The following is a 15,082-nucleotide window of genomic DNA, read 5'->3' as shown; positions in this document are numbered from 1 at the left end:
ACCAATAAAAAATCCCGTTTACATAACTAAACGGGATTTTTAAAAAGTTAAAAAAATAATACTCTTATATTTCTGACAGCGTAACTCTCATTTCTTCAATTACAATCTTAATATCATTTTCAGTTGTTCTCCAATTGACAAAGGAAGCACGAATTCCTTTTCGGTTTTGGTATACGGTTGGGGTCATAAATACTTTTCCTCCATCATTTAGCAGTGTCAAAAACGACGCTACTTTTTCCTGATTGTGATCTCCTTTCAAAGTAAAACAAACATTATTAAGTCGGATTGGTGCCAAAAGTTCAAAACTATCATCTTCGATAAGCGCATTTCCAAAGTGCAGGGCCAATGACGCGCTACTTTCCACAATATCACAGAAACCTTCCTTTCCATAGGCCAATAAAGAAAACCAAACCGGAAGCGCTCTTAAACGTCGTGAATTTTCAGGCAACACATTCAAATAATTAAAATTCTCCAACGGATTTCCCAAATAAGGCGCATTAGAATTCTGAAAAGTTTCAATTTGTAAATTCACATGGTCTTTCTTAATCAAATAAAAAGCACTTTCATAAGGTACATTTAGCCATTTATGACAGTCTATGGTAATACTATCCGCATTTTCCCAACCGTCAACTAAAGGTTTAAACTTATCTGAAACAGCTGCAAAAGCACCAAAGGCAGCATCAATATGCCACCAAAAGTTGTATTTTTCTTTCAGTTCAGCAATAGCCACAAAATCATCAAAATCAGCTGTATTGACTGTTCCTGCACTTGAAATTAAGATAAACGGTTTTCCGTTTAAGGCTTTAATTTTATCTTCCAGATCAGCAACATCAATGGCTTCACGGTTGTCTTCCAGCGTTTTTACAACACTATAATTCTGGCTTCCGATTCCGAGCATTGCTAATGACTTCACAGCAGAAGAATGTGGCGTTGCAGTAAAGATATTTATAGTTTCTGTAATTCCGTTTTTAGCAAAATCTTTCCCAAATTGAGCTCCAAACCATTGTCTTGCCACTCCTAAAGAGGTAAAATTAGACATGGTTGCTCCTGTTACAAATCCGCCCATAAAGGATTTTGGCAATCCCAATAACTGCAATAACAAATTTATAGTTTCAAACTCTATTAAAGCTGAAGCGCCTCCTTGTGCTTTTATCGATTGTGCATTTTGATCGTAAACCGAAGCCAGCCAATCGCCAACAATAGAAGCCGGAGTAGATCCTCCCGTCACAAATCCCCAATATCTGGGTCCCGGCGAAGCAACCATTAGTGGAGCCATTCGCTCATTGAATTCTTTTAATGCTTCTAAAGAACCTAAACCTAATTCGTTTAAGGTACGATCCGGTTCAATTGTCGCTTTAGTAGATGTCGGGATATTTTCAAGATTATTCAAAAAACCAATCCCGTGTTGTTTTGCTTTTTCAAGTATATTTTCAAAATTGTTTAGATCATGCTGAAGTACTGAATTCATGCTATTGTTATTTATGTCCTCATCTGAAAAAACAGCGCGCAGCATTTACAGATGGAGCGAATTAATAAAAGATTTTAAACTAAAAATAAGTAGGTTACCATTTGGTTTTTTCGGAAAAACGGGAAATCATCATCGAACAGATTAAATCACCGTTGACATTGAGCAGCGTCGCAATCGGGTCCACAAGTGTCCCTAAAATCATCGCTACCGGTAAGGCCTGCTCCATTGGAAGTCCATAAACGGTTATGGCTAAAACCTCGCCTATATAACCTCCGTTTGGGATTCCGCCTTCAACAATCGAAACGATTACTGTAATTCCCAATGCTAAAAGAATAGTAGAAGGTTCTGTGAAGTCTTTTCCAAACATGGCAAAAAGAACCGTGATCTTAAGTATAGAAGACATACTCGATCCGTCTTTGTGCAAGGGCGCACCAAGCGGAATGACCAGGTTCCGGACATGATTTGGGATGTTCATTTTTTCTGCCGCTTCCAGATTTGCGGGAATCGTCGCAATACTGCTGCAAGTTCCCACTGCTGTCAAAGCCGGCGTTATATTATTACTCCAAAATACCACAAATGCTCTTTTTCCTCCGGCAATAAAGGCGTATAAGCTAAAGAATGTAAAGAAATAAAAAATACATGCTCCGTAATAAATCCCCAAAGGTTTTGCATAAACACCAAATAGCTGCGGACCAAAAACACCAACCTGATAGGCAAAATATGCCCCCAAACCAATTGGAGCCAGTTTCATAATCAGATTCAATAACTGTTTCATCACTTCGTTACCTGAATCTAAAAAGCTTCTGAAACTACTTCCCTTCTCACCGGACTGCAAACTTGCAAAACCTATTAAAAAAGAGAAAATTATTAGCGCCAGCATGCTTTTTCGGGACAATAATTCGAAGAAATCATTTACCGTAACCAATTGCGCTATTTGCTCGCCAATACTACCGGATTTTATGTTTTCTAATGGAACTTTGGAAATAATTATATCTTGATGAATCGGAAAAATATATACGGCTACAATCATTACAATAGCCGAAATCAAAAGGGTTCCGAGGAAAACAAGGACCATAATAACAAATAGTCTCCCTAGTTTTTCTGTTTTTTCTAAATTGGCAATTGAAGAAGCGATCGTAAAGAAAATAAGCGGAATAATTGCCGTGAAAAGCAAATTAAGAAAAATGTCTCCCAGTGGTTTGATTACCTCAACATCCTTACCAAACAACAACCCTAAAATACTTCCTGCAATGATACCTCCTAAAAGCAATAGAATACTACTGTAGCTTTTTAGGAAATTGATTTTTTTAACCTCCATAATTTTAAAAAAGTATTAGGATTCAGAAATAGAAACTCAAAATAGAAAAGCAATTAAAGTACTCAAAAAAAGAGCGCCAAAAGCAATCGCCTTCTTTTTTGTTATTTTTCTAACACAATAGTGGTAAAAGCTCTGTCGACTAATTCGCCTGTTTTGCTTTTTATTTTTTCGGTCAGCGTTTCTTTGTAGACCATTTTAAAAGCTGTTTTTTCGATTAACTCCTGCGCTTTTTCAGTGCTGTACAGTGTAAATTCATACTCTGTAAACGGAAGTTGTTTCATGAAACTTTCTTCTGCAAAGGTTAAACAGAATGTTCCGTTTGGTTTTAGAACTCTGTAAATTTCTAAAAGTAATTCTTCCGGTTTTTGCCAGAAATAAATCGTATTTACAGTGAAGATTTTATCAAAAAAGGAGTCTGTAGCCGGGATTACACCTCCATCGTAAAGCAAAAAGAAGGCTTGTTTTTGAGAAACATAATTCCTGTTGATTTGTCTGGCTTCCTGAAACATTAACTCAGACATTTCGAGTCCATAATACACCAGGCTCTCCGCTTGATCCATTAGAAATTCTAAGTGTCCCGCATTTCCGTGACCCAATTCCAGAATTTTATTTTCTTTAGAAACATTCAGATTTTGAATAGAATGGTACGTCATGTTGATGTTGGTTTCATGCATCATGTTGGCCATTTCAATTCCTTTTTCTCCTGTTGGATGTTTTAACTGAGCGGCTATCGCCTGTAATTCTTCTTGTTTCATAATGTTTAAAATTAAATTCCAAAAATTAAAAATTCCAAATTCCAAACTGGGTTGTTATTTTAACGAAGGAGACTCAAGTTCCATAGCATCCGATTTACTTCTTCTATTCGCTGTCGCTCGGGTTTCCTTCGTTCAAATTGAAAAGAATATAACAAAATATACTTTTTCTAAAAAATATGACTCGCTATTTGGCGAATATTTTCTGATTTTCCCATTGAATAATAATGCAATACAGGTACTCCAGCCGCTTTTAACTCTAAGGATTGTTGGATCGCCCACTCTACTCCTACTTGTTTGATTTCGGCATTGTTTTTACATTGATCTACGGCATGAATTAAATCTTCCGGAAGATCAATACGAAAAATCTGTGGCAAAATCTGCAAATGCTTTTGTACGGCAATTGGTTTTATCCCCGGAATAATAGGAACTGTAATTCCCATTTCTCTGGCTTTTGCTACAAATTCGAAGTATTTTGCATTGTCAAAAAACATCTGCGTTACCACGTAATCTGCTCCTGCATCTACTTTTTCTTTTAATCTTCTTAAATCAGATTGTAAGGAAGGAGATTCTAAATGTTTCTCCGGATACCCAGCAACACCAATACAAAAATCAGCTTTGTTGTCAATATCCATTACTTCATGCAGGTATTTCCCTTGATTTAACTCATTGATTTGTTTTACTAAATCTATAGCAAAACTATTCCCTCCTGCTTTTGGTACAAAGGATTGTTCGTCCTTCATCGCATCACCACGAAGCGCCATTAAATTATTGATTCCTAAATAATGACAATCTACCAGCATGTATTCTGTTTCTTCCTGTGTAAATCCGCCACAAAGCAAGTGCGGTACAGTATCAACATTATATTTATGTTTTATAGAAGCGCAAATTCCAAGTGTACCCGGACGCATACGAGTCAGTTTTTTGTCTAAAAGCCCATTCCCTTTATCGATATAAATGTACTCTTCGCGTGAAGTAGTCACATCAATAAACGGCGGATTAAACTCCATCAACGGATCGATATTATCATACAAATCCTGAATACTTTTTCCTTTTTGAGGCGGAATAATTTCAAATGAAAATAATGTTTTTCCCTTAGCGTTTTCTATATGTTCTGTTACTTTCATTTTAAAAATTATGAGTTATGAATTATGAATTTTGAGTAAAATCTAAATCAAAAAACGTAAATCAATTGGCTGCGTTGGTTCTAGGTTTCGTTTGTTTCAGGTTTCAAGTTTCAGGTTTCAAGTTATAGGCGAACCTGAAACTTGAAACCTGAAACAAAAAATAACTCCCCCCTAATCTGCTATGTTTGGATTAAGCCACTTCATGGCATAATCGGTTGGTACACTTCTTCTTTTGGCGTAATCAATAACCTGATCTTCTTTTATTTTTCCTAGTCCAAAATATTTACTTTTTGGGTTTCCGAAATAATATCCTGATACAGACGAAGCCGGCCACATCGCCATACTTTCTGTTAAGGTTACTCCAATTTCTTCGGCTACATTTAGAAGTTTCCAAATTGTTGGTTTCTCTAAGTGATCCGGACATGCTGGATATCCCGGAGCCGGACGAATTCCTTTATAGTTTTCTTCGATCAAATCTTCTTTTGATAAGGTTTCACCGGGATCATAACCCCAATAAGCCATACGAACCTGCTCGTGTAAATATTCGGCGAAAGCTTCAGCAAAACGATCGGCCAATGCTTTTACCATAATCGAGTTGTAATCGTCTAAATCTCTCTCGAATTCGGCAGCCCACTCGTCTACTCCAAAACCTGTTGTCACACAGAAAGCGCCCATATAATCGGTAACTCCTGAATCTTTTGGTAAAATAAAATCCGACAAAGCAATGTTTGGTGCTCCTTTTGTTTTTTGCGACTGCTGACGAAGTGTTAAGAATTTCTCCAACACTTTTCCGTTTTCATCACGCAATTCAATATCATCATCATCTACCTGGTTACATGGAAAAATTCCGTAAATCCCTTTTGCAGATAATTTTTTCTCTTCTAAAATTACTTTCAACATCGCCTGAGCATCTGCAAAAACAGATGTTGCTTCTTTTCCAACTACCTCATCGGTTAAAATCGCCGGATATTTTCCGAACAATTCCCAAGTTCTAAAAAACGGTGTCCAGTCAATGTAGGGTACCAAAACGTCCAGTTCTACCTCGACAATTTGTTTACCAATTACTTTTGGCGTTACGGGTTTGTATTCTTCCCAATCCAATTGTAATTTATTTTTACGGGCTTGCTCAATCGTTAAGAAATTTTTGTCTCTTGAACGGTTTAAGAACGTTTCTCTAAAAGAATCGTATTCTGCACGAATATCGCTCGCGTATATTTTTCGGTTATGATCTAACAGATTTCCGGCAACAGTTACGGCTCTTGAAGCATCGTTTACGTGAATTACGGTTTCTCTGTATTGTGGCGCAATTTTCACCGCGGTATGCGCACGTGAAGTCGTTGCTCCCCCGATCATAATCGGAATTTTAATACCTTGTTTGTCTAATTCCTTTGCCAGATAAACCATCTCGTCAAGCGAAGGCGTAATCAGTCCGCTCAATCCGATAATATCTACATTGTGTTCGATTGCTGCGGCAATGATTTTTTCCGGAGGCACCATTACTCCTAAATCAACAATTTCGTAATTGTTACAAGCTAATACGACCGATACAATGTTTTTACCTATATCGTGAACGTCTCCTTTTACGGTCGCCATTAGGATTTTTCCGTTTCCTGATTTGTCCCCGGCTTGTTTACTGGCTTCAATATAAGGCAATAAATAAGCAACGGCTTTTTTCATTACACGTGCCGATTTCACTACCTGTGGCAGGAACATTTTTCCGCTTCCGAATAAATCTCCTACGACGTTCATTCCTGTCATCAAATTGATTTCGATAACTTCAATTGGTTTTACGGCTGCTAAACGGGCTTCTTCTACATCTTCTTCAATAAAAGCATCAACTCCTTTTACCAACGAATGTGTAATACGTTCCTGAACGGTTCCTAAACGCCATTCCTGAATTGCTTTTTCGTCGCTTTTTACTTCTCCTTTTACATTTTCCGCAAAATCTAAAAGTCTTTCAGTAGCATCATCTCGTCTGTCTAAAATTACATCTTCTACGTGTTCTAGCAGGTCTTTTGGAATATCATCGTAAATCGAAAGCATTTCAGGATTTACGATTCCCATTGTCATTCCGTTTTTAATGGCATGATATAAAAACACCGAGTGCATGGCTTCTCGAACATGATCGTTCCCTCTAAAAGAGAATGAAACGTTACTAACTCCACCACTGATATGTGCGTGAGGCAAATTATCACGAACCCATTTTGTTCCTCTGAAAAAGTCCAAAGCATTTAAGCGATGTTCTTCCATTCCGGTTGCAACGGGGAAAATATTTAAATCGAAAATGATATCTTGCGGAGGGAAATTGACTTTATTAACTAAAATATCGTACGAACGCTGACAAATTTCGACTCTACGATCAAAATTATCGGCCTGACCCACTTCGTCAAAAGCCATGATGATTGCCGCCGCTCCGTAACGTTTGATTAATTTAGCATGGTGAATAAACGCTTCTTCTCCTTCTTTTAATGAAATGGAGTTGACCACACTTTTTCCTTGTACTACTTTAAGACCCGCCTCAATGATTTCCCATTTCGAACTGTCGATCATAATTGGAACTCTCGAAATGTCCGGTTCTGATGCTATTAAATTCAGGAATTTTGTCATTGCCTGAACACCATCAAGCATTCCTTCATCCATATTAATATCGATGATTTGTGCTCCACCTTCTACTTGTTGTCTTGCAATATCAAGTGCCTCGTCATATTTCTCTTCCTTGATCAGACGAAGGAATTTTCTTGAACCGGTTACATTCGTACGTTCTCCAATGTTTACAAAAACACTTTGAGGTGTAATAATCAACGGTTCTAATCCTGCTAATACAAGGTCTCTTCTATTTTCTGCCATTTTCTTTTTAAGTTACTGAGGTCCTAAGGTTCTTAGGTCCTGAGTTTTTATTCTTTATTTGTGTTCTGCAAGGTTTCCAAAACCTTGTAGGTATCTGTGTTCTAATTATTTTATTTTGGGCGTGTTTCGCCGCGGCGAACCGGGCTATCCGTTCCAAGTCCTCGCTCTTCCTTCGTCAGGCTGTGGGCTATCCACTTCTATCCCTCACGCAATCTCGGTTTTATAAGAACTTTATGTTTCCACGATTTCAATTATCGTTTTTCAAATCTTTGAACCTAATTATATATTTTGTTCCTCCTGAACTTATTATACCTTTTTATATTCAATCTGCCAGTTCAGGCTACCTTTTTATCTCTTTTCATTTAACGTTCCAATTGTCATTATAAGAAACGAAGTAATCTCGTCCAACATTTCATACGATCGACTCCTCATTTTTGTCATTCCGACGAAGGAGGAATCTTCGTTAGTTGCTCACATTGCGGAGATTCCTCCTTCGTCGGAATGACAGCCCGCGTTTTATGTCTTTTCTGGCACAAACAATACGCTTATGTTGGCAAGAAAAATTTATGCTTGTTAATTACGCAATAACCGGTGCCACTCTCGGCTTATACCCCTTCGCAACCTCAGCAATTAATCGAATATGATCCGGAGTTGTTCCGCAACAACCTCCTATTATATTGATCAAATTATCGTCTAAATATTCTTTGATTAGTGCTTGCGTCTGTTCCGGTGTTTCGTCGTATTCTCCAAATGCGTTTGGCAAGCCAGCATTTGGATGTGCTGAAACATTAAACTGTGTATGTTGTGATAATGTTTTTAAATACGGTTTCAACAAATCGGCTCCTAAGGCGCAATTGAATCCTACACTTAATAACGGTATATGTGATACTGAAATCAAAAAGGCTTCTACAGTTTGTCCCGAAAGTGTTCTTCCTGAAGCATCTGTAATCGTTCCCGAAACCATGATCGGAATATCAAGATTGCGTTCGTCTTTTACTTCTTCAATAGCAAAAAGTGCTGCTTTTGCGTTTAGTGTATCGAAAATCGTTTCTACTAAAAGCAAATCGCATCCGCCATCCATTAAGGCTTCTACTTGTTGTTTGTAAGCTATTCTCAGATCATCAAAAGTTACGGCTCTGTATCCCGGGTCATTTACATCGGGTGACATACTTGCCGTTCTGTTTGTCGGCCCGATTGAACCGGCTACAAAACGAGGCTTGTCCGGATTTTTAGCGGTAAATTCATCCGCTACTTCTTTGGCAATTTTTGCTGATTCGTAGTTTAATTCGTAAACCAAATCTTCCAGAAAATAATCGGCCATACCAATTGTGGTTCCCGAGAAAGTGTTTGTCTCGACGATGTCCGCGCCTGCTTCATAATAAGCGGCGTGAACATCTCGAATTGCTTGTGGTTGTGTTATGGATAGTAAATCGTTGTTTCCTTTTAAGGGATGTGGAAAATCCTTGAAACGCTCTCCGCGAAAATCTTCTTCCGAGAAATTATAGCGTTGTAACATGGTTCCCATTGCTCCATCAAGGATTAGGATATTTTTTTTTATTGCTTCTTGTATTGTTGACATATCGTATTTTATTTAAACCTGACGGGTTTTTAAAACCTTTCAGGCTTAGCTTCTTATTAATAATTCCAAAAGTTCACTATTGTGACTCTTTAGCCCCGATTGAAGTGGAAATCCTTTCGTTTTTTTCTTTAAAAACAAAAGATTGCAACAGAAAGCGGGAATTCATGACGGCAAAAAAGACGTCAATGATTCGCTCATGATACCAAAATGAATTCGGTAAAATAATATTATAAGGTTGTCAGGAAAAGTTTTGAGAAATACTTTATGTATTTGTGTTATCTATCTTAAATACCGTGTTTGTTGGTATTAAGTAGAATGTAGCACCTTCTTTATGATAAAGGGTTGCTAAGGTTTCATTGGGTCTTTCCCTCCGCCTTTCGTGATAACTGTCAATAAAATTATGAACAGTGCAAAGTAAAGACATAACCTTAATACTTGCAAGTATTAACGCTATTTTTTTATTTAAGTTTCTAAGGGTCTGAGGAACTAAGATTCTAAGGCTCTTCGGGGCTAAAACACTACGCTGGAAATTTATTTTTAGTCTTTAGGGTTCTGTTTTGTTCCTCTAAAATTAATAATTTCAATACGATTAAATTCTTTACTTATTTTGTAAACTAAGTGCCTAATTAAATTTCATTAGAAAGAATTTTAAATCCGTTTTATCCGTGTCTTCGTGATAACGAATCTGTTCAATCCGCGTGTGAAATTAAGTTGCAATCACCATATGCAAAGATTATGTAGAATTGGACGCGGATTATACGGATTTGAAATAGTAAAAATGCTGACAAAAACGGATTCCTTATGTTGAAATATTGATCGATTAAGATGAAGTACTTTTAATTTTACATGTAAAAATTCAGTGTACTTCTTTCTTCTTTTGCATAATTTAAAAGAGTTTAAAATTTATTCAAAAAAAGATGTTGCTTATTATGTAATGTGTTGCTTTTTATCTCCTGTAAGGTCTTTTTTGACCTTGTAGGTGTAAAATTTAAATCGTGATACCTACAAGGTCAAAAAAGACCTTATAGGAAAACGAAAATATATAAAAATCAGTAACTTAATAATCAAAATCAAGTTACAAACAAAAAAAGCTCAAACTATAATTACAAGTTTGAGCTTTACAAATTAAAATCTAAAAATCTCTATCCCACAGCTATCGGGAGAGAAAATCAGTATCATAAACTACACGATTGCCTTAACAACTGCTTTCGGGGCCTCTTTACGAGTTCCGTCAAAGCCGTCAACACCGGAAACGGTAGTGTATTTTAAAACGTATTTTTTACCTGGATTAATGATTGCATAAGCCGCTTGACACATTAAAGTCGCTTCGTGGAATCCGCAAAGAATTAATTTTAATTTCCCCGGGTACGTATTAACGTCTCCGATAGCGAAAATTCCGGGAATATTGGTTTGGTAATCTAATGCATTATTTACTTTAATCGCATTTTTTTCAATTTCTAATCCCCAGTCTGCGATTGGTCCCAATTTTGGAGTCAATCCGAAAAGTGGAATAAAATAATCTGTTTCAATTTTACGGTGTGCTCCGTTTTCTTCGATGTCCAAAGATTCAACATGCTCCGCACCATTGATTCCGATTACTTCTGCCGGAGTAATTAATTTAATTTTTCCTGCTGTTTTTAATTCCTGTACTTTTTCTACAGAATCTAAAGCTCCTCGAAATTCATTTCTACGGTGAATTAAAGTTACTTCTGAAGCTACATTGGCCAAGAAAATACTCCAGTCTAATGCTGAATCTCCTCCTCCTGCAATGACAACTTTTTTATCTCTGAATTTTTCCGGATTTTTAATGAAGTATTTTACTCCTTTATCTTCATAAAACTCGATATCTTCTATAAGTGGTTTACGAGGCTCGAAACTTCCTAATCCTCCTGCGATGGCAATTACCGGCGCATGAAATCTGGTTCCTTTGTTTGAAGTAACGATAAAACTTCCGTCTTCTTGTTTTTCGATGGTCTCAGCACGCTCTCCTAAAGTATAACCTGGCTCAAACTGCTTAATTTGCTCCTGTAGGTTATCAATTAAATCCCCTGCTAATACTTCCGGGAATCCTGGAATGTCATAAATAGGTTTTTTTGGATACAATTCTGAAAGTTGTCCTCCTGCCTGTGGCAGTGCATCTAAAATGTGGCATTTTAATTTTAGTAATCCTGCCTCAAAAACGGCAAATAAACCTGTTGGTCCTGCTCCAATAATTAGTATATCTGTTTTAATCATTACACTGTTGTTTATAATCATTCTTAATAATGCAAAGAAACGAATAATTTATTCTATTTTCAATGATTTATATCATTCATTTCTTCTGTTTTTTTTACTCTTTATTTTTTAATGAAGCGGTAATTTCGTTCATTTTTTTAACTTTATCTTCAAAGTTGCCTTTCAGCGTTTTCCTGTATTCATTTAGGTTTTCAACCATCTTATTGATATCGTCCGGAATCACTTCTTCAAAAAACTCCCTTAGCCTTTTGGCTGTGGTAGGAGATTTTCCGTTGGTCGAAATGGCAATTTTTACATTTCCTTTGGTTACGATTCCACCTAAATAATAATCACACAAATCCGGAGTATCGGCAATATTGCAAATCAAATAGCGCTTTCTGGATAAATCATATACTCTTTTATTGACTTTTAAATCATCGGTACAGGCGATCACCATATTGCGTTTTTTGAGCATCTTTTTTTTGAACTTCGCTTGGGTCAATTTAAGCGAAGGATGATTTTCTGCCAAAACTTTAATCTCAAGATGAAAGTGTTTTGCCACCACCTCAACATTGGCATTTGGACTCGATTTCAATAAAAAAGAAAGCTTTTCCAGTCCAACATTTCCACCGCCCACAATAAGAACATTCAGATTGTGTAATTTTAAAAATATTGGATATAATTCGTTTTGTTCCATTTTAATTCCTTTACATCGCATGAAAGTACGATGTTTTCTCTTTATTGTGCAATTTCTTTTGGCTTATTGCTCATTTTTGTCGGGTTGAAATCCGACGGTATAAATTTATTTCTTTTTTATTTATTGCCTTTCATACGTAGGGTTGAAACCCTACGTTACAAATTAATTCTTTTAATCTTTTTATTTTTTGTCGGGTTGAAACCCTACGCTACATAATGATTTCTTTTGATAGAAATTCTTCGTAGCATCCTTTTAGTTTATTGCTTTCGCGAACGACTTCTCCGAGAACGATAATGGCAGGCGAACTTAATCCTTTTTCTTTTACAATATTCAAAATAGAATCTACCGTTCCTACGCCTACTTTTTCATCGGCAGTGGTTCCGTTTTGAATAATCGCAACCGGCAAATTTCCTTTATCTTCTTTTTGAAACAAATGAATAATCTGAGACAATTTGTGCATTCCCATCAAAATCACTACGGTTGCAGAAGATTGCGCCGCCAATGCTACATCTGAAGATAATTTCCTGTCTGATGTTGTTCCTGTAATGGCCCAAAAACTTTCGGAAACACCTCTTTTAGTAATCGAAATTCCCTGACTGGCAGGCACCGCAACTACCGATGAGATTCCCGGAACAACAAAAGTTGGGATTCCAAAACTTTCTACAAATTCAATTTCCTCACTTCCGCGTCCGAAAACAAAGGGATCTCCACCTTTTAGACGTACTACATTTCCATACGTTAAAGCATTATCTACAATCAACTGATTGATTTGATCTTGCGTATAGGCATGGTTCCCCATTTTTTTTCCGACAAAAATCGTAATCGCGTCTTTTGAAGCGTGAGAAAGAATTTCCTCGTTTGCCAATGCATCATACAAAACCACATTCGCTTCAGCAAGTGCTTTAACGGCTTTTAGCGTAAGCAGATCCGGATCTCCTGGACCGGCGCCTACTAAAGTTACTTTGGGTTTGACTGTATTAAGCATTTTCTAATTCTTGAGCTCTATATTTTTCTATGGTATCAAAAAAAGCAATTCCTTCCTGAATGTATTGTTTTGCAAAAGCTTCTGAAGGCTCTGTCTGATTGATTTGATATACTAATTCTTTGAATGTTGTTGCCAATTCGATTTTAGCCGTTACAACAAATACATTGTCAAACAAATCAACAATTCCTGCGTGATTGTTTGTTTTTTCATTTTCGGAAAGTAATAAGGCTTTTGCCCCATTTACGAATCCTGCATAAGCATGATAAATAGCATCAGACCATTTTCCTTCGTCGAATGATTCTTGTGCGAACGTTAATTTGTCTTTTGCTTCTAATAACAAAGTAGCAACCAAATCTATCACAACACCGGCACATTCTCCAACTCCAACTGCTTTTACATAATTATCTGCATTACCCCAATCTACAAAATCACCTTCTGTTAAATTGGTTACATCTGCTAAAGGTTTTAATATTTCGTAGAAGTATTTTTCTCCTTTTTCATCGTAATAATTTAGAAATTTCTGTCCGTTTGCATGGGCATCAAAATCGTTTAAAATAGTACGCAAGGCATCTGGTCCTCTACGACTTGGAATTTTGATTACTTTATCAGCAAAACGTCCTTCTCCATTTCCTAATCTTCCGCCGCCCAATAAAACCTGTAAGGCCGGCGCTACCAATTTACCGGAGTTAATCGACATTCCCTGAAAACCAATAGCTGACATATTATGTTGTCCACAAGCATTCATACAACCACTGATTTTTATTTCAATTTCGCGGTTGTTTCTGTATTGTGGATATTCTGCATTAATCACTCTTTCTAATTCTTCTGCTATCCCGGTACTGCTCGCAATCCCCAAATTACAAGTGTCAGTACCTGGACACGCAGTAATATCCGCCGTAGAATTATAGCCTAAATGAACAAAGTCCAATTTGGCTAATTCCTGATAAAAGAAAGGTAAATTCTCTTCTTTTATATGGCGAAGTACTATATTTTGGCGTAATGAAAATCGCAATTCATTTGCTGCATAATTTTTAATTAAATCGGCTAGTAATCTTGCTTTATCTGTGTAAAAATCACCTAATAAAACTTTGATTCCAATCGAATAATATCCTTTTTGTTTTTGTGCAATTACATTTGATTCTTTCCACAATTCATAACCAGCCGTATCAGCAATAGTAACTTGCGGAACTTCTAACAAAGGTTCTGGAATTGGACCATCAAAAGCTGTAGTATCAATTTCATAGGTTTGAAAAGCAAGTGCTTTTTTCTCTTTTTCGACTAAATCCAAAAAGACATCTCTACCCATTTCTTTGATCAAAAACTTCATACGTGCTTTCATTCTTTTGGCACGTTCACCGTATCGGTCAAAAATACGAATGATCCCTTCTGCTGTTGGAATGATTTGGTTTGCCGGTACAAAATCTGAAAGCAATTCAGCGTGAGCCGGTTGTGAACCTAATCCACCACCAAAAACGATTTTAAAACCGCGTTGTCCGTCAACGATTTTTGGAATAAACCCTAAATCATGCAGGTAACTCAAAGCCGTATCTTCATCAGAAGAAGAGAACGAAATTTTAAATTTACGTCCCATTTCCTGACCAATAGGATTTCTTAAAAGGTATTGAAATAAGGCATGTGCGTAAGGCGAAACATCAAATGGTTCGTTTACATCTACACCTGCTAATTCGCTTCCTGTAATATTTCTAACGGTATTACCACAAGCTTCACGCAACGTAATATCATCTTTAGCCAGATTTGCCCAAAGTTCCGGAGTTCGGTCCAGACTTACATAGTGAATCTGAATGTCCTGACGCGTTGTAATATGCAAACGCCCTGTAGAATATTCATCTGAAACTTTAGTAATACGTACCAACTGTTCGCTCGTTACTTTACCGTAAGGCAATTTAATACGAATCATTTGAACACCTTCCTGACGTTGTCCGTAAATTCCTCGTGCTAAACGAAGACTACGAAAACGCTCATCATCAATTTTTCCTCCACGGAATAAGTGAATCTTTTTTTCAAGATCGATAATTTCTTTCTGAACTATCGGATTTTCTATTTCTGTTCTAAAACTTTCCATTTTCTTTTTTGC

General features: G+C 36.8%; 10 protein-coding genes and 1 riboswitch. All 10 genes read right to left on the bottom strand.

The window, feature by feature from the left end; genetic code table 11:
• Window positions 1–64: 64 nt before the first annotated feature.
• The 10 genes from ACHRV3_RS06745 to ACHRV3_RS06700 all read right to left on the bottom strand — a co-directional run bounded on the left by ACHRV3_RS06745 (window position 65) and on the right by ACHRV3_RS06700 (window position 15,070).
• The gene (locus tag ACHRV3_RS06745; protein WP_395433735.1) at window positions 65–1,468 is read right to left on the bottom strand and encodes a pyridoxal phosphate-dependent decarboxylase family protein; all 1,404 of its coding nucleotides are present in this window, start codon (window positions 1,466–1,468) and stop codon (window positions 65–67) included.
• 94 nt (window positions 1,469–1,562) lie between these two features.
• Window positions 1,563–2,786: a dicarboxylate/amino acid:cation symporter gene (locus ACHRV3_RS06740; RefSeq protein WP_047772892.1), complete on the bottom strand. Its 1,224-nt coding sequence runs from the start codon at window positions 2,784–2,786 to the stop codon at window positions 1,563–1,565.
• 101 nt (window positions 2,787–2,887) lie between these two features.
• Complete coding sequence (locus ACHRV3_RS06735) at window positions 2,888–3,541, bottom strand: class I SAM-dependent methyltransferase (RefSeq protein ID WP_047773260.1); 654 nt, start codon at window positions 3,539–3,541, stop codon at window positions 2,888–2,890.
• Between the two features lie 167 nt (window positions 3,542–3,708).
• On the bottom strand, window positions 3,709–4,665 hold the full coding sequence (gene metF / locus ACHRV3_RS06730) for a methylenetetrahydrofolate reductase [NAD(P)H] (protein ID WP_047772889.1): 957 nt from the start codon (window positions 4,663–4,665) through the stop codon (window positions 3,709–3,711).
• 171 nt (window positions 4,666–4,836) lie between these two features.
• Window positions 4,837–7,512 (bottom strand): methionine synthase, encoded by a 2,676-nt coding sequence (gene metH, locus ACHRV3_RS06725; RefSeq protein WP_053004165.1) that lies wholly within the window; start codon window positions 7,510–7,512, stop codon window positions 4,837–4,839.
• A gap of 577 nt (window positions 7,513–8,089) precedes the next feature.
• Complete coding sequence (locus ACHRV3_RS06720) at window positions 8,090–9,091, bottom strand: homocysteine S-methyltransferase family protein (protein WP_395433732.1); 1,002 nt, start codon at window positions 9,089–9,091, stop codon at window positions 8,090–8,092.
• Window positions 9,092–9,363: 272 nt separating this feature from the next.
• A riboswitch (SAM riboswitch) is annotated at window positions 9,364–9,480 on the bottom strand.
• 793 nt (window positions 9,481–10,273) lie between these two features.
• Complete coding sequence (locus ACHRV3_RS06715; protein WP_047773255.1) at window positions 10,274–11,326, bottom strand: NAD(P)/FAD-dependent oxidoreductase; 1,053 nt, start codon at window positions 11,324–11,326, stop codon at window positions 10,274–10,276.
• A 94-nt stretch (window positions 11,327–11,420) separates the two neighbouring features.
• Entirely contained in the window at window positions 11,421–12,002 is a 582-nt protein-coding gene (locus ACHRV3_RS06710; RefSeq protein WP_047773254.1) for a bifunctional precorrin-2 dehydrogenase/sirohydrochlorin ferrochelatase, read from the bottom strand.
• Window positions 12,003–12,210: 208 nt separating this feature from the next.
• Window positions 12,211–12,987, bottom strand: a complete 777-nt coding sequence (gene cobA / locus ACHRV3_RS06705; protein ID WP_395433730.1) for a uroporphyrinogen-III C-methyltransferase — start codon at window positions 12,985–12,987, stop codon at window positions 12,211–12,213.
• Complete coding sequence (locus ACHRV3_RS06700; RefSeq protein WP_395433728.1) at window positions 12,980–15,070, bottom strand: nitrite reductase; 2,091 nt, start codon at window positions 15,068–15,070, stop codon at window positions 12,980–12,982. Before ACHRV3_RS06700 ends, cobA begins: the two co-directional genes overlap by 8 nt.
• Between the last annotated feature and the right edge of the window lie 12 nt (window positions 15,071–15,082).

It is taken from the genome of Flavobacterium sp. FlaQc-49 (assembly GCF_044005985.1).
Classification (GTDB): domain Bacteria; phylum Bacteroidota; class Bacteroidia; order Flavobacteriales; family Flavobacteriaceae; genus Flavobacterium; species Flavobacterium cupriresistens.
The sequence above is the reverse complement of the archived record's forward strand: the minus strand, read 5'-3'. Positions and strand labels throughout refer to the sequence as shown.

Bases quoted from the DNA above. Each gene is read 5' to 3' on its own strand.
- ACHRV3_RS06700 (WP_395433728.1), bottom strand. From the start codon at position 15,070: ATGGAAAGTTTTAGAACAGAAATAGAAAATCCGATAGTTCAGAAAGAA.
- ACHRV3_RS06735 (WP_047773260.1), bottom strand. From the start codon at position 3,541: ATGAAACAAGAAGAATTACAGGCGATAGCCGCTCAGTTAAAACATCCA.
- ACHRV3_RS06720 (WP_395433732.1), bottom strand. From the start codon at position 9,091: ATGTCAACAATACAAGAAGCAATAAAAAAAAATATCCTAATCCTTGAT.
- ACHRV3_RS06710 (WP_047773254.1), bottom strand. From the start codon at position 12,002: ATGGAACAAAACGAATTATATCCAATATTTTTAAAATTACACAATCTG.
- ACHRV3_RS06740 (WP_047772892.1), bottom strand. From the start codon at position 2,786: ATGGAGGTTAAAAAAATCAATTTCCTAAAAAGCTACAGTAGTATTCTA.
- metH (WP_053004165.1), bottom strand. From the start codon at position 7,512: ATGGCAGAAAATAGAAGAGACCTTGTATTAGCAGGATTAGAACCGTTG.
- ACHRV3_RS06715 (WP_047773255.1), bottom strand. From the start codon at position 11,326: ATGATTAAAACAGATATACTAATTATTGGAGCAGGACCAACAGGTTTA.
- metF (WP_047772889.1), bottom strand. From the start codon at position 4,665: ATGAAAGTAACAGAACATATAGAAAACGCTAAGGGAAAAACATTATTT.
- cobA (WP_395433730.1), bottom strand. From the start codon at position 12,987: ATGCTTAATACAGTCAAACCCAAAGTAACTTTAGTAGGCGCCGGTCCA.
- ACHRV3_RS06745 (WP_395433735.1), bottom strand. From the start codon at position 1,468: ATGAATTCAGTACTTCAGCATGATCTAAACAATTTTGAAAATATACTT.